Below are 22,241 nucleotides of genomic sequence, written 5' to 3' on the forward strand. Positions count from 1 at the left end.
CGAATGGATTTGGTACTCGACCTGCTCGCCACGGTATCCCGCTGGAGCCGCAGCAACCTGTCGGAAATCTCCCTGGCCCTCGTCGGCTGCCTGTTGGTGCTGTTCGGGGCCGACATCAAAAGCTGGGTCGAAGCCCGCCTCGGCAGCATCGCCGGCGCATTGCGCGTGCCGTTGATGGCCCTGCTGTGCATGATCGGCAGCGGCGCGGCGCTGATCTACGCCACGCCGTGGATTGTGCGGGGGTTGAGCCAGTTCAATAACTACAGCCTGGCGCCGGTATTGGTGGTGGTGCTGGTGTTGATCGGCGTCGTCGCAGACCGCCGCTGATCTCAAACCCAACATAAAACAAATGTGGGAGGGGGCTTGCCCCCGATAGCGGTGGCTCAGTCACCTTGATGTCGACTGACACTCAGCTATCGGGGGCAAGCCCCCTCCCACATTTTTACTGCATTCCAATGCCGAGCGCGGGTTAAGCCAGCTTCTCGAACTTCAAATCCCACACCCCATGCCCCAACCGCTCGCCGCGACGTTCGAACTTGGTGATCGGGCGTTCGGTCGGGCGTGGCACGCATTTGCCGTCTTCGGCGAGGTTGCGGTAGCCGGGGGCGACGTTCATCACTTCCAGCATGTATTGCGCGTAGGGTTCCCAGTCGGTGGCCATGTGCAGGACGCCGCCGACTTTCAGCTTGCTACGCACCAACTCGGCGAAAGACGCCTGGACGATGCGGCGCTTGTGGTGACGGCTTTTGTGCCATGGGTCCGGGAAAAACAGCATCAGGCGGTCGAGGCTGTTGTCGGCGATGCAGCGGTTGAGCACTTCAATCGCGTCGCAGTCGTAGACCCGCAGGTTGGTCAACCCCTGAGTCAGCACGCCATTGAGCAGCGCGCCGACACCCGGGCGGTGGACTTCCACACCGATGAAATCCTGTTCCGGCGCGGCTGCGGCCATTTCCAGCAGGGAGTGGCCCATGCCGAAGCCGATTTCCAGGGAGCGCGGGGCCGAACGGCCGAACACTGGGTCATAGTCCACCGGCGCATCGGCCAGGGGCAGGACGAACAGCGGCGTGCCTTGCTCCAGGCCCTTTTGCTGGCCTTCGGTCATGCGACCGGCGCGCATCACAAAACTCTTGATGCGGCGGTGCTTGGACTCGTCGCCCTGTTCCACGGTGTTCGGCGTTTCGTTTGATTCAGTCATCAATGGCTCTTACTTGATCAGACCATCCAGCGGCGAGGAGGCGCTGGCGTAGAGTTTTTTCGGCATGCGCCCGGCGAGGTAGGCCAGGCGGCCCGCGACGATGGCGTGTTTCATGGCTTCGGCCATCATGATCGGCTGTTGGGCATTGGCGATGGCCGAATTCATCAGCACAGCTTCGCAGCCCAGTTCCATGGCGATGGTGGCGTCGGAGGCAGTGCCCACGCCGGCATCCACCAGCACCGGGATCTTGGCTTCTTCGAGGATGATCTGCAGGTTGTACGGGTTGCAGATCCCAAGGCCAGTGCCGATCAGGCCGGCCAGCGGCATCACGGCGATGCAGCCGATTTCGGCCAGTTGGCGGGCGATGATCGGGTCATCGCTGGTGTAGACCATCACGTCGAAGCCTTCCTTGACCAGGGTTTCGGCGGCCTTGAGGGTTTCGATCACGTTGGGGAATAGGGTTTTCTGGTCGGCCAGCACTTCCAGCTTCACCAGATTGTGGCCGTCGAGCAGTTCACGGGCCAGGCGGCAGGTGCGCACGGCTTCGATGGCGTCGTAGCACCCGGCGGTGTTCGGCAGGATGGTGTAGCGGTCCGGCGGCAGGATATCCAGCAGGTTCGGTTCGCCCGGGTTCTGGCCGATGTTGGTGCGACGCACGGCCACGGTCACGATCTCGGCGCCCGAGGCTTCGATGGCCAGGCGGGTTTCTTCCATGTCGCGGTACTTGCCGGTGCCGACCAGCAGACGGGACTGGTAGGTACGACCGGCCAGGACGAAGGGCTTGTCGCTACGAACGATGCTCATGGGAAATCCTCGAAATGGGGTGAGGTTCTGCAGAATTCGGGGCCACGTAGGCGTGGCGCGAAGGACTAGCCGCCGCCGATGGCGTGGACCACTTCCACCTGATCACCTTCGGTGAGCGCGGTCTCGGCGTGCTGGCTACGCGGGACGATATCCTGGTTGAGTTCCACTGCGACGCGACGCCCGGTCAGGTCCAGACGGGTCAGCAGGGCCGCGACGGTTTCGCCGTCGGGCAGTTCAAGGGATTCGCCGTTCAACTGAATGCGCATGCCATGGGCCGCCATCGTTTTTAGGGGCAAGCATTCTAGCCCGATTGGCGTAGCTGGCCCAAGACCCTTTGATCAGCGGCGCGCTTCAAGCCGCCAGTTGCAAGCGCCACGCCGCCAGCCCCAGGAGGAACCAACCGAGCAGAAACGCCAGGCCGCCAAACGGCGTGATGATGCCGAGCTTGCTGATGCCGGTCATCGTCAGCACGTACAGGCTGCCGGAGAACAGCAGGATGCCGACGACAAACGACACGCCCGCCCACGTGACCAGGCGTCCGGGCAGGTGCGCGGCGAGCAGCGCCACGCCGAACAGCGCCAGGGTGTGGACCAATTGGTAGGTCACGCCGGTATGGAAGATCGCCAGGTACTCGGCGCTCAGGCGGTTTTTCAGGCCGTGGGCGGCGAACGCACCGAGAGCGACACCGGTGAAGCCGAAAAAGGCAGCCAACATCAGAAAGCCACGCAGCATGAGGAACTCCAGTCAGACTCATTGGGCAGGGTCTGTATAATGGCCCGCTCAACGGGTTCGGCCAAGCCATCTCTATGCTGCGTATCCTCTTCAGTCGTGTTTTCAAAGTCGTGAAATGGTTTGCCATCGGCAGCGTGTTGCTGGTGCTGCTGTTTCGTGTCGTACCGCCGCCGTTCACCGCACTGATGGTGGAGCGCAAGATCGAGTCCTGGTTTGACGGCGAGCCGATTGACCTGCAGCGCACCTGGGTGCCGTGGGATGAGATTTCCAACGACCTCAAAGTGGCGGTGATGGCGGGTGAAGACCAGCGTTTCCCCGAGCATTGGGGCTTCGATTTTGGCGCGATCCAGGCGGCAATCCTGCACAACGAGCGCGGCGGCTCGATCCGTGGCGCCAGTACGCTGAGCCAGCAGGTGTCGAAGAACCTGTTCCTGTGGGCCGGCCGCAGTTATCTGCGCAAGGGCCTGGAGGCCTGGTTTACCGGGCTGATCGAAGTACTGTGGCCCAAGCAGCGGATTCTTGAGGTATACCTCAACAGCGTGGAATGGGATGAAGGGGTGTTCGGCGCCGAAGCAGCGGCGCGCCATCACTTTGGGGTGAGTGCCAAGGCGCTTTCTCGGCAGCAGGCCAGCTACCTGGCGGCGGTGTTGCCCAATCCGCGGGTGTGGAGCGCCAGCCATCCGACGGCGTATGTGGCGCGGCGGGCGGCGTGGATTCGCCAGCAGATGGGCCAGTTGGGTGGGGATGGCTATTTGGTTGAGTTGAACAATTCGCGCAAGGCACCCTGGTCCGACTAACACAACACAGACAAATGTGGGAGGGGCGGTGCGACGATTCGACTTGCCCCCGATAGCGGTGGATCAGTCACCTTGATGTCGACTGACACTCTGCTATCGGGAGCAAGCCCCCTCCCACACTTTTAAGCAGCGATCGACAGCTTCAGCTTGTTCATCGCGCTTTTCTCAAGCTGACGAATTCGCTCGGCCGACACGTTGTACTTCTGCGCCAAGTCGTGCAGCGTGGCTTTTTCTTCGGCCAGCCAGCGCTGGTAGAGGATGTCACGGCTACGGTCGTCCAGCACTTCCAGCGCTTCGTGCAGGTTGTGGTTGGAGTTGTCGCTCCAATCGGCATCTTCGAGTTGACGCGCCGGGTCGTACCGGTGGTCTTCCAGGTAGTTGGCCGGCGATTGGAAGGCGCTGTCGTCGTCCGCTTCGGCGGCCGGGTCGAAGGCCATGTCATGGCCGGTCAGGCGACTTTCCATCTCGCGCACTTCACGCGGTTCCACACCAAGGCTTTCGGCCACGCGGTGGACTTCCTCGTTGTTCAGCCACGCCAGGCGTTTTTTCTGGCTGCGCAGGTTGAAGAACAGCTTGCGCTGGGCCTTGGTGGTCGCGACTTTCACGATGCGCCAGTTGCGCAGGATGAACTCGTGGATTTCCGCCTTGATCCAATGCACGGCGAACGACACCAGGCGCACACCCATTTCCGGGTTAAAGCGCTTCACAGCCTTCATCAGGCCGACGTTGCCTTCCTGGATCAGGTCTGCCTGGGCCAGGCCGTAGCCGCTATAGCTACGGGCGATATGTACGACAAAACGCAGGTGGGCGAGCACCATCTGCCGAGCCGCCCCCAAATCCTGCTCATAGTAGAGACTCTCGGCCAGTTCACGCTCCTGCTCCGGCGTCAGCAATGGAATGCTGTTGACCGTATGCACATAGGCCTCAAGGTTCGCACCTGGGGCCAAGGCATAGACAGGTTGCAAAGAAGTGGTCATACGAAAAAACCTCCGACTCACATAACTCGTGCAGTTCAGCACTGCGAAAATTGACCGGGAACCGTAAGACAAGTTCCCTAAACCACTGATACGGTCAATACAAACGAAACCACATTAATCTGACATTAACTACTTCGGTGCCAGCTCACGTAAATGCCGTGCGACCGCAATCCACGCACCGATATACCCCAACAAGACCGCGCCAAGCAAGAGCGACAGACCATCTGCGACCGGCACTCCGGCCAGGGCGAAATCACTGCCGTACAAGCCGGCCAGCCCGATAACCGCGTCGTTCAGCCAGTCCAGGCCGAACGCCAATAAGCCCCAGGACAAAATTCCCGCACCGAAGCCATAAAGCGCGCCCATGTACAGAAAAGGACGACGCACATAGCTGTCCGTGCCGCCGACCAGTTTAATCACTTCTATCTCGGTGCGGCGGTTTTCAATATGAAGACGAATGGTATTACCTATCACCAAAAGTAATGCAGACACCAACAATACCGTCAGGCCGAACACAAAGCGGTCACCCAGCTTGAGAATCGCCGCCAGGCGCTCTACCCAGACTAGATCAAGTTGCGCCTGTTGCACCTTGGGCATCTCTGCGAGTTTTTGTCGCAGGGCTTCCAGCGCTGGCTTGTCGACTTCATTGGGTGTCACCAGCACCACGCCCGGCAGCGGGTTCTGCGGCAGCTCTTTGAGCGCCTCACCCAAGCCTGACTGTTGCTGGAATTCCTCAAGGGCCTGATCGCGGCTGATGTACTCGGCATCCGCCACGCCCGGCAGGTTCTTGATCTCTTCGCGCAAGGCCTCGCCATCTTTGGCGCTGGCGTCCAGGTTCAGGTACAGCGAAATCTGCGCCGCGCGTTGCCAGGAACCGCCAAGGCGCTCCACATTATTAAGCAGCAGTGACAAGCCCATCGGCAGGCTCAAGGCCACTGCCATCACCATGCAGGTGAAAAAGCTGCCGATTGGCTGCTTGGCCAGGCGGCGCAGGCTGTCGAGCAGGCTGGCACGGTGGTTTTCGACCCAGGCGCGCAGCAGCGTGGCGAAGTCGGGGCCATCGTCTTCGTCGTGTTTTTTCTTTTTCGGTTGCGGGTCGGCCGGTTTCGGCGCCACGCGCTCGGAAACCTTGGGGCTGCGTGTCGCACTCATACGCCGGCCTCCCCGTCACCGATCAGGCGACCGCGTTGCAGGGTCAGCATGCGATGGCGCATACGCGCGATCAGTGCCAGGTCGTGACTGGCGATCAGCACGCTGGTGCCCAGGCGATTGATGTCTTCGAACACGCCCATGATCTCGGCCGCCAGGCGCGGGTCGAGGTTACCGGTGGGTTCGTCCGCCAGCAGCAAGGCCGGACGGTGGACGATGGCGCGAGCGATGCCGACGCGCTGTTGCTGGCCGGTGGACAGGTCGCCGGGATAGAGGTCGGTCTTGTCCGACAGCGCCACGCGCTCCAGGGCCGAGTCCACACGTTTGATGATTTCGGCCTTGGACAGCCCAAGGATCTGCAACGGCAGCGCGATGTTATTGAACACCGTGCGATCGAACAGCAACTGGTGGTTCTGGAACACCACGCCGATCTGGCGGCGCAGGAACGGAATCTGCGAATTGCTGATGGTGGCCAGGTCCTGGCCCGCCAGCAGCAGTTTGCCGGTGGTCGGGCGTTCCATGGCCAGCAGCAAGCGCAACAGGGTACTTTTGCCGGCACCCGAATGGCCGGTGACAAACAAGAATTCGCCGCGACGCACTCGAAAGCTCAGCTCATGCAAGCCGACATGCCCGTTGGCGTAGCGTTTACCGACCTGTTCGAATCGAATCATGAACGCTCCCGCTCGGCAAACAGTGCCTGGACAAAGGGTTCGGCTTCAAAGGTGCGCAGGTCGTCGATACCTTCACCGACGCCGATGTAACGAATCGGCAACCCGAACTGTTTGGCCAGGGCGAAGATCACGCCGCCCTTGGCCGTGCCGTCGAGCTTAGTCAATGCCAGGCCGGTCAATTGCACCGTCTGGTGGAATTGTTTGGCCTGGCTGATAGCGTTCTGGCCCGTACCGGCGTCGAGCACCAGCAAGACTTCGTGCGGGGCTTCGGCGTCGAGCTTGCCGATCACGCGGCGCACTTTCTTCAGCTCTTCCATCAGATTGTCTTTGGTGTGCAGGCGACCGGCGGTATCGGCGATCAGCACGTCAATGTTACGGGCCTTTGCGGCTTGCACGGCATCGAAGATCACCGACGCGGAATCGGCACCGGTGTGCTGGGCGATCACCGGGATCTTGTTGCGTTCGCCCCAGACCTGCAGCTGCTCGACGGCGGCGGCGCGGAAGGTATCGCCGGCGGCGAGCATGACTTTCTTGCCTTCCAGTTGCAGCTTCTTGGCCAGTTTGCCGATGGTGGTGGTCTTGCCAGCACCGTTGACGCCCACCACAAGGATCACGAACGGCGTCTTCTGGCTGATCACCAGCGGCGCTTCCACCGGTTTGAGCATCGCGGTCAGTTCGGCCTGCAGGGATTTGTACAGCGCATCGGCGTCGGTCAACTGCTTGCGCGCGACCTTCTGGGTCAGGCTCTGGATGATCACGGCGGTGGCTTCGACGCCCACGTCAGCGGTCAGCAGGCGAGTCTCGATGTCTTCCAGCAGTTCGTCATCGATGGTCTTTTTGCCCAGGAACAGGCTGGCCATCCCTTCGCCGATGGTTGCGCTGGTTTTGCTCAGGCCTTGCTTGAGACGGGCAAAGAACCCGGTTTTGCTGGTTTCGGCAGCAACAACGGGCTCGGGCTCGGCAGGCGGCTCAATCACGGCGGGCGCGGGAGTCGGCTCGACCGCCACCGGCTCAACCAGCGGAATCGGCGGCGTCAAGTGCTCGGCCTGCACATCGTCGACCAGTGCCACGGGCTCTTCGGCCACCGGCAGTTCCAGCCACGGCTTGTGCTCGGGCTCCGATGCGGTTTCAACCACCGGCTGCAACACCGGTTCAGCCATCGGCAACACCACCGGCGCCAGCGGTGCGGCGTCTACGACGGGCTCCGGGATCGGCTCAGATTGAACCTGCGGCTGTTCGACGACGGTTTCCTGCGGCTTTTTGCGCAGCCATCCGAACAGGCCTTTTTTCTCGCCAGCCGCAGCTGGGCTCTTCTTGTCGTCGTTGGAACCAAACATGGAGGACGGCTATCTCAAGGTAGCGACGCGCCAAGGGCGCCTCGGTAAATAAAAATTCAATGAAGAACAGACTGCTTTAACGCTCGCTCGTTCATGCGCAACATTTTGTGAGGCGTAAATAAGCGCCTCAACAAATCGATTCAATATGAAACTGAAGCGATAAAATCGGCGAAAAGCTGAAGATTATCGGGGAAAATCACCCTCTTTTTCAACATTCCTACGACTGGGACCGGAACAAGATGACGACCGCAGTGGCCGTCCCCAAATCGGATCAGTATCCTAGCACCTCCTCGCCCGCCGACGCTAAGACCAAGCGGGCAGCCCAACAGGTTTAAAAACGAATGAATGCTCTAGCCCGCCGCGCCGCAGGCCTGCTGCTCAGCACAGTTTGTCTGCCCCTCTCAGCCTTGGCTGCCGACCCACAACCCACCCATGAATTCACCCTGGATAACGGCCTCAAAGTGGTCGTGCGCGAAGATCATCGCGCGCCGGTGGTGGTTTCCCAGGTCTGGTACAAAGTCGGCTCGAGCTACGAAACCCCGGGCCAGACCGGCTTGTCCCACGCACTGGAACACATGATGTTCAAGGGCAGCGCCAAGGTCGGCCCCGGCGAAGCCTCGCTGATCCTGCGCGACCTGGGCGCCGAAGAAAACGCCTTCACCAGCGACGACTACACCGCCTATTACCAGGTGCTGGCGCGTGACCGCCTGGGTGTCGCCTTCGAACTCGAAGCCGACCGCATGGCCAGCCTGCGCCTGCCGGCCGACGAGTTCAGCCGCGAGATCGAGGTGATCAAGGAAGAACGCCGCCTGCGCACCGACGACAGCCCGATGTCCAAGGCCTTCGAGCGCTTCAAGGCCATGGCGTTCCCGGCCAGCGGCTACCACACGCCGACCATCGGCTGGATGGCCGACCTGGACCGCATGAAGGTCGAAGAGCTGCGCCACTGGTACCAGTCCTGGTATGTGCCGAATAACGCCACCCTGGTAGTGGTCGGCGACGTGACCCCGGACGAGGTGAAGAACCTGGCCCAGCGCTACTTCGGCCCAATCCCCAAGCGTGATGTACCGCCGGCCAAGATCCCGCTGGAACTGGCCGAGCCCGGCGAGCGCTTGCTGACCCTGCATGTGCAAACCCAACTGCCGAGCGTGATCCTGGGCTTCAACGTGCCCGGCCTGGCCACCGCGACAGACAAACGCTCGGTACAAGCCCTGCGCCTGATCTCGGCCCTGCTCGATGGCGGCTACAGCGCACGTATTTCGGAACAGTTGGAACGGGGTGAAGAGCTGGTATCCGCCGCCTCCACCCACTACGACGCCTACACCCGCGGTGACAGCCTGTTCACCCTGAGCGCCACCCCCAACCAACAGAAGAAAAAGACCATCGCCCAAGCCGAAGCCGGCCTGTGGCGCCTGCTGGAAGAACTCAAAGGCAAGCCGCCGACCGCCGAAGAGCTGGAGCGTATCCGCGCTCAGGTCATCGCCGGCTTGGTCTACCAGCGTGACTCCATTACCAGCCAGGCCACCGCCATAGGCTCCCTGGAAACCGTCGGCCTGTCCTGGAAACTGATGGACACCGAACTGGCCGACCTGCAAAGCGTGACCCCGGACGATATCCAGAAGGCCGCACGTACTTACTTCACCCGCGAACGTCTCAGCGTCGCCCATGTCCTGCCTGAGGAGACCGCTCATGAGTGATCGCAATAGCAGCCTGATCCTGCCCGGCCTGATCGCCGTCACCTTGATCGCAGCGAGCGCCGTGTATTTCCTGCGCCCAAGCGAATCCGTCGCCAGCCCGGCCCTGGAAAAAGCCCAGTCGGCCAACACGCTGCAATCCCTGGCGGAGCTGGACGGCAAGGCGCCGACCAACCGCAAGCTCGACGTGCAAACCTGGAACACCGCCGAAGGCGCCAAGGTGCTGTTCGTCGAAGCCCACGAATTGCCGATGTTCGACATGCGCATCCTGTTCGCCGCCGGCAGCAGCCATGACGGCGACGTCCCGGGCGTGGCGCTGATGACCAACGCCATGCTCAACGAAGGCGTGCCAGGCAAGAATGTGAGCCAGATCGCCAGCGGCTTTGAAGGCCTCGGCGCGGACTTTGGCAATGGCGCTTACCGCGACATGGCGCTGGTCTCCCTGCGCAGCCTGAGCGACAGCGACAAGCGCGACGCCGCCCTGGCGCTGTTTGACCAGGTGATCGGCAAACCGACTTTCCCCGCCGACTCCCTGGCGCGCATCAAGAACCAGATCCTCGCCGGCTTTGAGTACCAGAAGCAGAACCCCGGCAAACTGGCGAGCCTGGAGCTGTTCAAGCGCCTGTACGGCGACCACCCGTATGCTCACCCGAGCGAAGGCACGGCCGAGAGCGTCCCGAAGATCACCCAGGCGCAGTTGCAGGCATTCCACGCCAAGGCCTATGCCGCAGGTAACGCAGTGATTGCCGTGGTGGGCGACCTGACTCGCGCCGAGGCCGAAGCCATGACCGCCAAGGTTTCTGCATCACTGCCCAAAGGCCCGGCGCTGGCGAAGATCGCCCAGCCGACCGAGCCCAAGGCCGGTTTGAGCCATATCGAGTTCCCATCCAAGCAGACGCACCTGCTGTTCGCCCAACTGGGCATCGATCGCGCCGACCCGGACTACGCCGCCCTGTCCCTGGGCAACCAGATCCTCGGCGGCGGTGGCTTCGGCACCCGCTTAATGAGTGAAGTGCGCGAAAAGCGCGGCCTGACCTACGGCGTCTACTCCGGATTCTCACCGATGCAGGTGCGCGGCCCGTTCATGATCAACCTGCAGACCCGCGCGGAAATGAGCGGCGGCACCTTGCGCCTGGTGGAAGAGGTGCTGGCTGACTATCTCAAGACCGGCCCGACACAAAAGGAGCTGGATGACGCCAAGCGCGAGCTCAGCGGCAGCTTCCCGCTGTCCACCGCAAGCAACGCCGATATCGTCGGGCAACTGGGCGCCATGGGTTTCTACAACCTGCCGCTGAGCTATCTGGAAGATTTCATGAAACAATCCCAGGCCCTGACCGTAGAGCAGGTCAAAGCGGCTTTGAATAAACACCTGAGCGCCGACAAGATGGTCATCGTGACCGCCGGCCCGACGACTGCGCAAAAGCCACTACCGCCCCCCACTGATAAACCTGCCGAGCAGCCGCTCGGGGTTCCGGAGCATTAATGGCCAGTTCATCTCGCCCGAAAAAACCTGTCCACAACGTGCATAACGGTGTGGGCCAACTGCGCATCATTGGCGGTGAATGGGGCAGCCGCAAGCTCAGCTTCCCCGACGTCGTGGGCCTGCGCCCAACGCCGGATCGCGTGCGCGAAACCCTGTTCAACTGGCTGGCGCCGTACATCGCCGGGGCCAAGGTACTCGACCCGTTTGCCGGCAGCGGCGCGCTGTTCCTGGAGGCCTTGTCCCGTGGCGCGGCCCAGGCACAGGCGCTGGATGCCAGCAACGTGGCGGTGTCCAGCCTCAAGGAACACCTGGGCACCCTGCGCTGCACCAACGGCCAGGTCCAGACCGCCGACGCGCTGCGCTACCTGGAAACCCAGGCCGCCAGCGAATACGACGTGGTGTTCCTCGATCCTCCGTTCAACCAGAACCTGTTGCCGACCGTGTGCGCGTTGCTCGAAGAGCGCCAATGGCTGGCGCCGGACGCGTGGATCTACACCGAAAGCGAGAGCGCGCCGTCCAGCCTGGGCCTGCCCGGGAGCTGGCGCCTGCACCGGGAACAGAAATCCGGGCGGGTGTATTACGCGCTGTGGCAGCGCTCGGTACAGCCCGCGGTCTAAACCTGTGGCGAGCGGGCTTGCTCGCGCCGGGCTGAAATAGTGTTCTGACTGAATAAATGCGGCGTTCTTCATGGGGCTGCTGCGCAGCCCAACGCGAGCAAGCTCGCTCGCCACAGTGAGTCCGCGTGCTACAGAGAGTGTCATGACCCCTTCTTCAGACCTGTTCAAACCCGCCTTCGGCCTCGGCAATCCACACCTGCAAACGCTGTGGGGCCCGCTGTGGCGCCCCACGACGCACCTCGAACGGCAACGCGAACGCCTATGGCTGGACGACGGCGACTTTCTCGACCTCGACTGGCATGGCCCCCATGACGCACTTGCGCCGCTGGTACTGGTGCTGCATGGGCTGACCGGCTCGTCCAATTCGCCTTACGTGGCCGGCCTGCAAAAAGTCCTCGCCGCCCAAGGTTGGGCCAGTGCGGCCTTGAACTGGCGCGGTTGCTCGGGGGAGCCAAACCTGTTGCCGCGCAGCTACCACTCGGGCGCCAGCGAAGATTTGGCGGCAGCGATTGCGCATCTGCGCGCCAAGCGGCCGTTGGCGCCGTTGTATGCGGTGGGTTATTCCCTCGGCGGCAATGTGCTGCTCAAGCATTTGGGCGAAACCGGCGCGAATTCGGGGCTGCAAGGTGCGGCGGCGGTGTCGGTGCCGTTTCGCCTGGATCAGTGCGCCGATCGCATCGGCCTGGGCTTTTCGCGGGTGTATCAGAAGCACTTCATGCGCGAGATGGTCGCGTATATCCGCGTCAAACAAAGCCGCTTTTTACAGGATGGTCGTGCTGAAGGGCTTAAAACCCTGGCGTCACTCGGGTCTCTGGAGAAGATGCGCACGTTCTGGGACTTCGACGGCCGGGTCACCGCGCCGCTGCATGGTTTCCTGAGTGCCGAAGACTATTACCGCCGCGCGTCGAGCCGTTACTACCTGGGCGATATCCGCACGCCGACCCTGATCATCCACGCGGCCGATGACCCGTTTGTGTTCACCCATAGCCTGCCCGAAGCCAGCGAATTGTCGGATTGCACCGAGTTCGAATTGCTGGCCAAGGGTGGGCATGTGGGGTTTGTCGATGGCTCCCTGAAGCGCCCCGGTTACTACCTGGAGCGGCGGATTCCGCAATGGTTGCTGACACAACCCCGTTAAACCATGTGGGGTTATGCGCGGGACAACTTAGTCGCCCGTCGCGATTTCCCGCGCCGGATCGGTAATCCACTCACTCCACGACCCCGCATACAACGTGCACAACGGGTAACCCGCCAGGCTCAGGGCGAACAGGTTATGGCACGCCGTCACGCCCGAACCGCAATACGCCACCAATTCATCCGGCGAACGGCCTTGCAACTGGGCGGCGAAGCGCTGCTTGAGCTGCTCGGCCGGCAAAAAACGCCCGTCGCTGCCGAGGTTTTCGGTGAACGCCGCACATTGCGCACCGGGAATGTGCCCGGCAATCGGATCGATAGGCTCGACATCGCCGCGAAAGCGCGGCTGGGCGCGGGCGTCGATCAGGGTCAGGCCCGGTTGGCCCAGGCGTTTTTGCAACTGCTCGGCATCCAGCAGCAGGCGATTGTCCGGCGCGCCGACCAAGGTGCCGCGCTCGATCAACGGCGCATCCAGGCTTAACGGGAAACCGGCTGAATGCCAGGCCTTCAGGCCACCGTCCAGGATAAACACGCCGTCGCGCTTGCCCAGCCAGGCCAGCAACCACCAAGCGCGGGCAGCAAAGGCACCGGGGCCGTCGTCGTAGAGCACCACATCGGTATCGGCGTTCACGCCCCAGACACGCAGTTGCTCGGCCAACGCCTGCGCCTGCGGCAACGGGTGACGCCCGGTCACACCCTTGGTCACCGGCCCGCTGAGATGACGCTCCAGGTCGGCATATTGCGCGCCCTCGATATGCCCTTCGGCATAGCTGCACAGGCCGTAGTCCGGATCTTCCAGGGCAAAGCGGCAGTCAAGTAGCACCAGAGCGCCGCGCTGTTGGCGCTCGGCCAGTTGCTGGGGGCTGATCAGTTGGGCAAGCGGCATGACGGACTCCTGTGAACAGATTCGGGAAAGGTCCTACTTCACTTCTTCCAGTGCCTGGTTCAACGGCACGTAAAACTCTTTGAACAGTGCATCCACCTCTTTTTTTGCCTGCGGCGTGACAAACCCCGCCTCCAGCACCAGCACCTGATACACCCCGCGCTTGATCGCTTCAGCGCTCAAATGCGTGGATTTTTCATTGGTGGTACACAAAAACCGCACCCAGGAGGTGAGGATGATCCAGGCATTGAGAGTCAGCGCCTCGGTTTGCACCGGGTCCATAGTGAGAATGCCGGCATCGACAAAGCCTTGGTAGATGGCGCCACCCTGAATCAGGCAACGCTGGGAAAACCGCCGGTAGCCGGTGGACAATTCCGGGTCGCTCTCCAGCAGGTGCTCGAGGTCACGGTGCAGGAAACGGTAGCGCCACATGCCGGCCAGAACCGCCTGCAGGTAGAAGCGCTTGTCATCCACCACCATGGCGCGACCTTGGGGCGGGCGCAGGAAACTGTCGACCAAGGCTTCGTATTCGCGAAACAGCATGGCGATGATCGCCTGCTTGTTGGGGAAGTGGTAGTACAGGTTGCCCGGCGAAATTTCCATATGGGCGGCGATATGGTTGGTACTCACACTGCGCTCGCCCTGCTGGTTAAAAAGCTCCAGGCTGGTTTGCACAATGCGCTCGCTGGTCTTTACTCGTGGTGCCATAGGGGATCAGCTTCTGTACACGTGATCTACCATCTTACGGCCTAACCTTGTCGGGATAAATCCAGTTGTTGCTGCAATGTTATTTGACAATTTAGAGCAATGACTCTAAAAATTCAGGCAGACCAATAACAATCTGGAATTGCACCATGTCTGCCAACGTTGCCTACCTGCAAAATTCCCAGACACTGGATCAACTCCAGAGCCTGTTCGACGCCCAACGCCGCGCCTATGCCGCCAACCCGATGCCGCCGGCCGCGCAGCGCCAACAATGGCTCAAGGCCTTGCGCGAAGTGCTCAGCGACGAACGCCAGGCGCTGATCAACGCGATCAGCCAGGACTTCAGCCACCGCAGCGCCGACGAAACCCTGTTCGCCGAACTGATGCCCAGCCTGCATGGCATTCACTATGCGAGCAAACACCTCAAGGGCTGGATGAAACCTTCCCGCCGCGCTGTAGGCATTGCCTTCCAGCCAGCCTCGGCCAAAGTCATCTATCAACCGCTGGGCGTGGTCGGGGTGATCGTGCCCTGGAACTATCCACTGTACCTGGCCATCGGGCCGCTGGTGGGCGCGTTGGCCGCCGGCAATCGGGTGATGCTCAAGCTCAGCGAGTCGACCCCGGCCACCGGCGAACTGCTCAAGACCCTGCTGGCGAAGGTTTTCCCTGAAGACCTGGTGTGCGTGGTGCTGGGCGAGGCCGAAGTCGGTATCGCGTTTTCCAGCCTACGCTTCGACCACCTGCTGTTCACCGGCGCCACCAGCGTCGGTAAACATGTGATGCGCGCGGCCGCCGAGCATCTGACTCCGGTCACCCTGGAGCTCGGCGGCAAATCGCCAGCTATCGTTTCCGCCGATGTGCCCCTCAAGGACGCCGCCGAACGCATCGCCTTCGGCAAAGCCCTGAACGCCGGGCAAACCTGTGTGGCGCCGGACTACGTGCTGGTGCCGGAGGATCGCGTCGAGGGTTTCGTCGAGGCCTACAGCAAGGCGCTTCACGGGTTTTACCCGACGTTGGCCGACAACCCGGACTACACCGCCATCATCAACGAGCGGCAACTGGCCCGACTCAATGCCTACGTGAAAGACGCCACCGACAAGGGCGCCACCCTGATCCCCCTGTACGACCAGGGCCAGGCACGCCGCATGGCCCACAGCCTGCTGTTGAATGTCAGCGACGAAATGACGGTGATGCAGGACGAAATCTTCGGCCCGGTGCTGCCGATCGTGCCTTATCGCGGCATCGATCAAGCCTTTGCCTACATCAACCAGCGGCCTCGCCCACTGGCCCTGTACTACTTCGGCTACAACAAGCGCGAACAGAACCGCGTGCTCCACGAAACCCACTCCGGCGGCGTATGCCTGAACGACACGCTGCTGCACGTGGCCCAGGACGACATGCCCTTCGGCGGGATCGGCCCGTCGGGCATGGGCCACTACCACGGCCATGAAGGGTTCCTCACGTTCAGCAAGGCCAAGGGCGTGCTGGTCAAGCAACGCCTGAACGCCGCGAAGTTGATCTACCCGCCCTACGGCAAAGCAATCCAGAAGTTGATCCAGAAGCTGTTTATCCGCTGATACCGCCACCCTCGGGATAACCATAACAATGAACCCAAGCCTGACTGATTCACCCGCGCTGTCGCGGCGCGGCGTCTTGAAAATCGGCCTGTGCGCCAGCGCCTTCCTGGCCACCGCCGGGCTGGGCGCCAGCCTCAGCGGCTGCTCCAGCAGCACCCCGGCCAGCGGCTTTGCTTTGCTGCGGGCTAGCGATCTGCCGTTTCTGCGCGCGGTGATCCCGGTGTTGCTGGAAGGCGTGGCCAGCGCCCAGGAAGTCGCCAGCGGGATTGAAGACACCCTGAAAAAACTCGACTACAGCCTGCAGCACCTGTCGCCGGAGATGTTCAAGCTCACCCAGCAACTGTTCGACGTGCTGGGCATGGGCATCACCCGCGGCCCACTGACCGGGATCTGGGGCAGTTGGGAAAACGCCAGCGCTGAACAAATCCGCAACTTCCTGCACCGCTGGGAAAACAGCTACCTGAACCTGCTGCGCATGGGCCAGGGCTCGCTGCTCAAGCTGGTGATCATGGCCTGGTACTTCCGGCCGGCGTCCTGGGCCCATTGCGGCTACCCCGGGCCACCGAAGATCTGATTCGCCCCCCCCAATAAAAACAAGAGACGACCCTGATGCCCGTACCCGATCTGTTCCGCGACGGCCTGGCCCGTGGCTGGAAAACCCACAACGGCGCCGCCCTCGACCGCGACCTGACGCTGGAAGCCGACGTAGCGATCATCGGCAGCGGCGCCGGCGGCGGCACCACCGCCGAAATCCTCAGCGCCGCTGGCTACAAAGTGCTGCTGATCGAAGAAGGCCCGCTCAAGACCAGCAGCGATTTCAAGCTGCTCGAAGACGAAGCCTACGCCAGCCTGTACCAGGAAGGCATCGGCCGCATGAGCAAGGACGGCGCCATCACCATCCTGCAGGGCCGGGCGGTGGGCGGCACCACGCTGATCAACTGGACCTCCAGCTTCCGCACCCCGGACGCGACCCTCAGCCACTGGGCCAGCGAGTATGCGGTCAAGGGCCACGGCAGCGCGGACATGGCGCCGTGGTTCGAAAAAATGGAACAGCGCCTGGGCATTGCCCCCTGGGCCATGCCACCCAACGCCAACAACGACGTGATCCGCAAAGGCTGCGAACAGTTGGGCTACAGCTGGCATGTGATCCCACGCAACGTGCGCGGCTGCTTCAACCTGGGCTACTGCGGCATGGGTTGCCCGGTCAACGCCAAGCAGTCGATGCTGGTGACCACCATCCCCGCCACCCTGGAGAAAGGCGGCGAGTTGTTGTACCTGGCCCGCGCCGAACGCCTGAAATACAGCGGCGACCGCATCAGCAGCCTGGAATGCGTGGCGATGGACGAACGCTGCGTCGCCCCTACCGGGCGCACCATCACGGTCAAGGCCAAACACTATGTGCTGGCCGGTGGCGGCATCAACAGCCCGGCGCTGCTGATGCGCTCGGACGCCCCCGACCCGCATTCGCGGCTGGGCAAGCGCACCTTTTTGCATTTGGTGAATTTCTCCGCAGCGCTGTTCGACGAGGTGATCAACCCGTTCTATGGCGCGCCGCAGTCGATCTATTCCGATCACTTCCAATGGCAGGACGGCACCACCGGCAGAATGTCGTACAAGCTGGAGGCACCGCCGCTGCACCCGGCGCTCGCGAGTACGCTGCTCGGCGGCTACGGCACACAAAACGCCCTGGACATGAGCCAGTTGCCCAATACCCACGCGATGCTCGCCCTGCTGCGCGACGGATTCCACCCCGACAGCCCGGGCGGCAGCGTGGAATTGCGCGGCGACGGCACGCCGGTGCTCGATTATCAGGTTTCGCCTTACGCCTGGGACGGCCTGCGCCGCGCGTTCCACAGCATGGCCGAGATCCAGTTCGCGGCGGGCGCCAAGTCGGTCAAGCCGCTGCATCACGATGCGCGCTACGTGAAGACCCTGGCCGAAGCGCGCAGCCTGATAGACGGCCTCAACCTGGAATTACACCGTACCTGCCTGGGCAGTGCCCACGTGATGGGCGGCTGCGCCATGGGCGAAGAGCCGAAAAACGCCGTGGCCGACAGCCTCGGCCGCCATCATCAACTGCGCAATCTGTCGATTCATGATGGTTCGCTGTTCCCCACCAGCATTGGCGCCAACCCGCAATTGTCGGTGTACGGATTGACCGCGCAACTGGCGAGCGCATTGGCCGAACGTCTGAAAACAGCATGAAAAAACCGGGTATTTCGCGTGTCTATTCGCATAAGTCGACTTGGCCGACCGGGATGGCTGCGATACCATCCGGTTCCCCAACGGACTCCGCCAGGACGACGCGATGAACCGAGTGTTGTACCCAGGTACCTTCGACCCGATTACCAAAGGCCATGGCGATCTGGTCGAACGCGCCTCGCGCTTGTTCGACCATGTGATCATCGCGGTCGCGGCCAGCCCCAAGAAAAACCCGCTGTTTCCCCTGGAACAGCGCGTGGAGCTGGCGCGTGAGGTCACCAAGCACCTGCCCAACGTAGAAGTGGTGGGTTTCTCGACGCTGCTGGCGCATTTCGCCAAAGAGCAGAACGCCAATGTATTCCTGCGTGGCCTGCGCGCGGTGTCGGACTTCGAATACGAATTCCAACTGGCCAACATGAACCGCCAACTGGCGCCGGACGTGGAAAGCCTGTTCCTCACGCCGTCGGAGCGTTATTCGTTCATTTCCTCGACGTTGGTCCGTGAAATCGCCGCTTTGGGCGGGGATATCACCAAGTTCGTGCACCCAGCCGTCGCCGAGGCGCTGACCCTGCGCTTCAAGAAGTAAGACCGCTCACTCGGCGCCCGCTCGCACTGCGGGCGCCAATGCGGCACAATTGCGCGCATTAGTTTTTCAGATGCCTTGGCTGACGGCCCTGGCAGGAGTTTCCATGTCCCTGATCATCACCGACGATTGCATCAACTGCGACGTCTGCGAACCCGAGTGCCCGAACGCCGCGATTTCCCAAGGCGAAGAAATCTACGTGATCGACCCCAACCTCTGCACCCAGTGCGTCGGCCACTACGACGAACCGCAGTGCCAGCAGGTGTGCCCGGTCGATTGCATTCCACTGGATGAAGCGCATCCGGAAACGCAAGAGCAGTTGATGGTGAAGTACCGCAAGATTACCGGTAAGGCTTGAGTCTGTTGGTGCCTGTAAGGGCCTCATCGGGGGCAAGCCCCCTCCCACATTTAAAATGTGTTCACGCGTCAAAGTGTGGGAGGGGCGGCGCGACGATTCGACTTGCCCCCCGATGGCGATATCAGCCTTCACACAACAGTCAGCTCTGACACTTCGGGCAAAACACACTCGCCCGCTGCCCCAGCACCACACTGCGCAACTCGCTCCCGCAGACCTTGCACGCCTCGCCCCCTCGGCCGTAGACGAACAGCTCCTGCTGGAAATACCCCGGCTGCCCATCGCCACCGATAAAGTCGCGCAACGTGGTGCCGCCGCGTTCGATGGCGGCCGCCAGAATGCGTTTGATCTCGATCGCCAGCTTCAAATAGCGCCCGCGTGAAATGCCACCGGCCTCGCGGCGCGGATCGATCCCCGCCGCGAACAGCGCTTCCGTCGCGTAGATATTGCCCACGCCCACCACCACCGCGTTGTCCATGATGAACGGCTTCACCGCCATCGAACGCCCACGGGACAGTTTGAACAGGCGCTCGCCATCGAACAGCTCGGTCAACGGCTCCGGCCCCAGGCGAATCAGCAGTTCGTGGTTGTGCGGGTCCAGGCTCCAAAGCATCGCGCCGAAACGCCGAGGGTCGGTGTAGCGCAGGGCCAGGCCCGACTCCAACTCGATGTCCACATGCTCGTGCTTGGCCGCCGGCAGGCCGACTTCCACCAGGCGCAGGTTGCCCGACATACCCAGGTGACTGATCAGGGTGCCCACTTCGGCATTGATCAACAGGTACTTGGCCCGCCGCTCCACCAGCACGATGCGCTGCCCGGACAGGCGCACGTCGAGGTCTTCCGGGATCGGCCAGCGCAGGCGCCGCTCACGCACCACGACGCGGCTGACCCGCTGGCCTTCCAGGTGCGGCGCAATCCCGCGCCGAGTGGTTTCGACTTCTGGTAACTCGGGCATGTGTACCTCGTGAGAAAAGGGTCAGTGCGTGCCCAGTTCGCGGATCGACAACTTCATGCTTTGGAAGTCGTAATCCGACAGGCCCACGTAGTCCAGCACCAGATGGCCAATCGCATCCCACTCATGGTCAACCGCCTGGTTGCCCAGCACCCGGTATGACGAGCAGATATGCTCGGCCATTTTCAGGATCGCCAGCAGGTTCTTGAGTTGCGGATTGCGCGGCGACTCATCGCTGAAAATCGCCAGGGCGTTGTGATGGTTGGCGATGGCGTCGGTCACATGCTCCGGCAGGCGCCAGGACTTGGCGGTGTAATAGCCGACCACCGCATGGTTAGTGTTGAACGCATTGTTTTCGGTGTCGACCACACGGCAGTCGGCGCCGGCATTGGCGTAGGCCTCTTCGAGCACCGCCATGTAATTGGGGAAACGCTTGAGCATCAGCGGTACACCGCAATCGTGGAACAGCCCCAGGGCATAGGCTTCGTCTACCGCCTGGGCGCCTGTGCGCTTGGCCAGGGTCAGGCAGGTCATGGCCACATCCTGGGCGGTGTCCCAGAAGCGGTTGAGGGTGACAATGGTGTCGTCGCTCATCTCGCCTTTGATCGACAGGGCATTGATCAGGTTGATGATCGACCGGCTGCCCAATAGGTTCACCGCACGCTGGATCGAGGCGATCTTGTTGCTCAGGCCGTAATACGACGAGTTGACGATCTTCAACAGCGCGCCGGACAGGCCCGGGTCCTGGGAAATCAATCGCGCGATCACTTCCAGGTCCGGGTCGGGCATGTACTGTTCCATCTGCAAATCCACCATGATTTGCGGCTGGGGCGGCACGCTGATGCCTTGCAGGGCCTGCTGGATCTGTTCGGCGGAAAGTTCTTGGGACATAAGTACACACTCCGGGCTAGGCGGGGATTCTAACCCTGATGGGAAGCTGACCGACACCTCAAAAAAACCAATGGCACTCCCATCAAATGGACGCTGCGACCTCGGCACAGCACGCCCGCCCCTACAGCCCATCAGGCCAAGCCGCGAAGTTTCATGTAACACGGTATACTCCCGCTCTTTTTTCCGGAGCGACGTCATGTCCCTGCCAAGCCTGCGTCTCAAAGCCAATGCCGATCGTCGTTTGCGCAACGGCCACCTGTGGGTCTACAGCAACGAAATCGACGTGGCCGCCACCCCACTTCACGGCTTCCAGGCAGGCGACCAAGCCATCCTGGAAGCGGCCGGCGGCAAGACCCTGGGCATCGTGGCCATGAGTCCGAACAACCTGATCTGCGCGCGCCTGCTGTCGCGCGACATCAAGTTGCCTTTGGACAAGTCGCTGCTGGTACACCGCCTGAACGTCGCCCTGTCCCTGCGTGATCGCCTGTTCGACAAGCCGTTCTACCGCCTGGTCTACGGCGACTCCGACCTGCTGCCGGGTCTGGTGGTCGACCGTTTCGGCGACATCCTGGTGGTACAGATCGCCTCGGCGACCATGGAAGCACATAAAGAAGACGTGATCGCCGCCCTGACCCAAGTGCTCAAGCCAAGCGGCATTCTGTTCAAGAATGACTCCGCCGCGCGTGACGCCGAAGGCCTCAACCGCTACGTCGAAACCGTGTTCGGCCTGGTGCCGGAGTGGGTCGCGCTGGAAGAAAACGGCGTGAAATTCGAAGCCCCGGTGATCCAGGGCCAGAAAACCGGCTGGTTCTACGACCACCGCATGAACCGCGCACGCCTGGCCCCGTATGCCAAAGGTAAGCGCGTACTCGACCTGTACAGCTACATCGGCGGCTGGGGCGTGCAAGCCGCGGCCTTCGGCGCCACTGAAGTATTCTGCGTCGACGCCTCGGCCTTTGCCCTCGACGGCGTCGAGCGCAACGCCGCGCTGAATGGCGTCGCCGAGAAAATGACCTGCATCGAAGGCGACGTCTTCGAAGCCCTCAAAGAATTGAAAGCCAGCGAAGAACGCTTCGACGTGATCGTCGCCGACCCACCGGCCTTCATCAAACGCAAAAAAGACATGAAAAACGGCGAAGGCGCCTACCGCCGCCTCAACGAGCAAGCCATGCGCCTGCTCAGCAAGGACGGCATCCTGATCAGCGCCTCGTGCTCGATGCACCTGCCGGAAGACGACCTGCAAAACATCCTGCTGACCAGCGCCCGTCACTTGGACCGCAACATCCAGATGCTCGAACGCGGCGGCCAGGGGCCGGATCATCCGGTACACCCGGCGATTGCCGAGACGCGCTACATCAAGAGCATTACGTGCCGGTTGTTGCCCAATAGCTAAAGACCGAAACCGCACCCCTGTAGGAGCGAGCTTGCTCGCGAAAAACGCATAGACGACGCGGGCTACCTGATAGCGCGGCGTCATCGTTGACGTGCTTCGCGAGCAAGCTC

Annotated in this window: 24 protein-coding genes; 12 read left to right on the top strand and 12 right to left on the bottom strand. The window is 62.0% G+C overall.

The annotated features are described in order from the left end of the window. Positions 1–3 precede the first annotated feature (3 nt). On the top strand, positions 4–327 hold the full coding sequence (locus tag P3S72_RS28640) for a DUF3392 domain-containing protein (protein WP_276195300.1): 324 nt from the start codon (positions 4–6) through the stop codon (positions 325–327). A 142-nt stretch (positions 328–469) separates the two neighbouring features. On the opposite strand, the gene trmB is transcribed toward P3S72_RS28640, so the two are convergent. The 4 genes from trmB to P3S72_RS28660 all read right to left on the bottom strand — a co-directional run bounded on the left by trmB (position 470) and on the right by P3S72_RS28660 (position 2,731). After that, a complete protein-coding gene (gene trmB, locus P3S72_RS28645; RefSeq protein WP_276195301.1) occupies positions 470–1,195 on the bottom strand; it encodes a tRNA (guanosine(46)-N7)-methyltransferase TrmB in 726 nt (241 codons plus the stop codon). Positions 1,196–1,204: 9 nt separating this feature from the next. After that, the gene (locus P3S72_RS28650) at positions 1,205–1,999 is read right to left on the bottom strand and encodes a thiazole synthase (protein WP_017845016.1); all 795 of its coding nucleotides are present in this window, start codon (positions 1,997–1,999) and stop codon (positions 1,205–1,207) included. A gap of 65 nt (positions 2,000–2,064) precedes the next feature. Further along, on the bottom strand, positions 2,065–2,265 hold the full coding sequence (gene thiS / locus P3S72_RS28655; RefSeq protein WP_247400313.1) for a sulfur carrier protein ThiS: 201 nt from the start codon (positions 2,263–2,265) through the stop codon (positions 2,065–2,067). Between the two features lie 85 nt (positions 2,266–2,350). Next, on the bottom strand, positions 2,351–2,731 hold the full coding sequence (locus P3S72_RS28660; RefSeq protein WP_247400304.1) for a DUF423 domain-containing protein: 381 nt from the start codon (positions 2,729–2,731) through the stop codon (positions 2,351–2,353). A 74-nt stretch (positions 2,732–2,805) separates the two neighbouring features. Between P3S72_RS28660 and mtgA the strand changes: the two genes are divergently transcribed. After that, a complete protein-coding gene (gene mtgA / locus P3S72_RS28665) occupies positions 2,806–3,528 on the top strand; it encodes a monofunctional biosynthetic peptidoglycan transglycosylase (protein WP_247400302.1) in 723 nt (240 codons plus the stop codon). A gap of 122 nt (positions 3,529–3,650) precedes the next feature. Here the strand turns inward: mtgA and rpoH are convergent, their stop codons facing one another. From rpoH to ftsY, 4 genes are all read right to left on the bottom strand, one after another. After that, entirely contained in the window at positions 3,651–4,505 is an 855-nt protein-coding gene (gene rpoH / locus P3S72_RS28670) for an RNA polymerase sigma factor RpoH (RefSeq protein ID WP_169376087.1), read from the bottom strand. Between the two features lie 129 nt (positions 4,506–4,634). Then, positions 4,635–5,657, bottom strand: a complete 1,023-nt coding sequence (gene ftsX, locus P3S72_RS28675; protein ID WP_276195302.1) for a permease-like cell division protein FtsX — start codon at positions 5,655–5,657, stop codon at positions 4,635–4,637. Continuing rightward, complete coding sequence (gene ftsE / locus P3S72_RS28680; protein ID WP_247400282.1) at positions 5,654–6,325, bottom strand: cell division ATP-binding protein FtsE; 672 nt, start codon at positions 6,323–6,325, stop codon at positions 5,654–5,656. Before ftsE ends, ftsX begins: the two co-directional genes overlap by 4 nt. Continuing rightward, positions 6,322–7,662 (bottom strand): signal recognition particle-docking protein FtsY, encoded by a 1,341-nt coding sequence (gene ftsY, locus P3S72_RS28685; RefSeq protein WP_276195303.1) that lies wholly within the window; start codon positions 7,660–7,662, stop codon positions 6,322–6,324. The genes ftsE and ftsY overlap by 4 nt, the downstream gene beginning before the upstream one ends. Before the next feature lie 341 nt (positions 7,663–8,003). Between ftsY and P3S72_RS28690 the strand changes: the two genes are divergently transcribed. From P3S72_RS28690 to P3S72_RS28705, 4 genes are all read left to right on the top strand, one after another. Beyond that, positions 8,004–9,359, top strand: coding sequence for a pitrilysin family protein (locus P3S72_RS28690; protein WP_276195304.1), 1,356 nt, complete (start codon positions 8,004–8,006; stop codon positions 9,357–9,359). Next, on the top strand, positions 9,352–10,839 hold the full coding sequence (locus P3S72_RS28695; protein WP_276195305.1) for a pitrilysin family protein: 1,488 nt from the start codon (positions 9,352–9,354) through the stop codon (positions 10,837–10,839). Before P3S72_RS28690 ends, P3S72_RS28695 begins: the two co-directional genes overlap by 8 nt. Further along, entirely contained in the window at positions 10,839–11,456 is a 618-nt protein-coding gene (gene rsmD / locus P3S72_RS28700) for a 16S rRNA (guanine(966)-N(2))-methyltransferase RsmD (RefSeq protein ID WP_247400266.1), read from the top strand. Before P3S72_RS28695 ends, rsmD begins: the two co-directional genes overlap by 1 nt. Before the next feature lie 142 nt (positions 11,457–11,598). Further along, positions 11,599–12,594, top strand: a complete 996-nt coding sequence (locus tag P3S72_RS28705) for a hydrolase (protein ID WP_276195306.1) — start codon at positions 11,599–11,601, stop codon at positions 12,592–12,594. Between the two features lie 27 nt (positions 12,595–12,621). Here P3S72_RS28705 and P3S72_RS28710 read toward each other — a convergent pair whose 3' ends face one another. Then, positions 12,622–13,476: a sulfurtransferase gene (locus P3S72_RS28710; RefSeq protein ID WP_276195307.1), complete on the bottom strand. Its 855-nt coding sequence runs from the start codon at positions 13,474–13,476 to the stop codon at positions 12,622–12,624. Between the two features lie 33 nt (positions 13,477–13,509). Further along, positions 13,510–14,181 carry a TetR/AcrR family transcriptional regulator gene (locus P3S72_RS28715; protein WP_276195308.1) on the bottom strand — a complete coding sequence of 224 codons (672 nt, stop codon included), beginning with the start codon at positions 14,179–14,181 and terminating at the stop codon, positions 13,510–13,512. 146 nt (positions 14,182–14,327) lie between these two features. Here P3S72_RS28715 and P3S72_RS28720 point away from each other — a divergent pair, with 146 nt between their 5' ends. The 5 genes from P3S72_RS28720 to P3S72_RS28740 all read left to right on the top strand — a co-directional run bounded on the left by P3S72_RS28720 (position 14,328) and on the right by P3S72_RS28740 (position 18,898). Beyond that, positions 14,328–15,755, top strand: a complete 1,428-nt coding sequence (locus P3S72_RS28720; protein ID WP_276195309.1) for a coniferyl aldehyde dehydrogenase — start codon at positions 14,328–14,330, stop codon at positions 15,753–15,755. 28 nt (positions 15,756–15,783) lie between these two features. Further along, positions 15,784–16,329 (top strand): twin-arginine translocation pathway signal protein, encoded by a 546-nt coding sequence (locus tag P3S72_RS28725; protein WP_253399960.1) that lies wholly within the window; start codon positions 15,784–15,786, stop codon positions 16,327–16,329. A 35-nt stretch (positions 16,330–16,364) separates the two neighbouring features. Further along, positions 16,365–17,960: a GMC family oxidoreductase gene (locus P3S72_RS28730; protein ID WP_247403812.1), complete on the top strand. Its 1,596-nt coding sequence runs from the start codon at positions 16,365–16,367 to the stop codon at positions 17,958–17,960. 103 nt (positions 17,961–18,063) lie between these two features. After that, on the top strand, positions 18,064–18,543 hold the full coding sequence (gene coaD / locus P3S72_RS28735; RefSeq protein WP_022641651.1) for a pantetheine-phosphate adenylyltransferase: 480 nt from the start codon (positions 18,064–18,066) through the stop codon (positions 18,541–18,543). Between the two features lie 103 nt (positions 18,544–18,646). Next, a complete protein-coding gene (locus P3S72_RS28740; RefSeq protein ID WP_247403809.1) occupies positions 18,647–18,898 on the top strand; it encodes a YfhL family 4Fe-4S dicluster ferredoxin in 252 nt (83 codons plus the stop codon). Positions 18,899–19,037: 139 nt separating this feature from the next. Here the strand turns inward: P3S72_RS28740 and mutM are convergent, their stop codons facing one another. Continuing rightward, the gene (gene mutM, locus P3S72_RS28745) at positions 19,038–19,850 is read right to left on the bottom strand and encodes a bifunctional DNA-formamidopyrimidine glycosylase/DNA-(apurinic or apyrimidinic site) lyase (protein WP_247403806.1); all 813 of its coding nucleotides are present in this window, start codon (positions 19,848–19,850) and stop codon (positions 19,038–19,040) included. Positions 19,851–19,871: 21 nt separating this feature from the next. Continuing rightward, positions 19,872–20,684, bottom strand: a complete 813-nt coding sequence (locus P3S72_RS28750) for an HDOD domain-containing protein (protein WP_276198005.1) — start codon at positions 20,682–20,684, stop codon at positions 19,872–19,874. 250 nt (positions 20,685–20,934) lie between these two features. On the opposite strand from P3S72_RS28750, the gene P3S72_RS28755 reads away from it, so the two are divergent. Then, complete coding sequence (locus P3S72_RS28755; protein WP_247403802.1) at positions 20,935–22,131, top strand: class I SAM-dependent rRNA methyltransferase; 1,197 nt, start codon at positions 20,935–20,937, stop codon at positions 22,129–22,131. The last annotated feature ends 110 nt before the right edge of the window (positions 22,132–22,241 follow it).

Source organism: Pseudomonas sp. D3, from assembly GCF_029320995.1.
GTDB classification, from domain to species: Bacteria; Pseudomonadota; Gammaproteobacteria; order Pseudomonadales; family Pseudomonadaceae; genus Aquipseudomonas; species Aquipseudomonas paraveronii.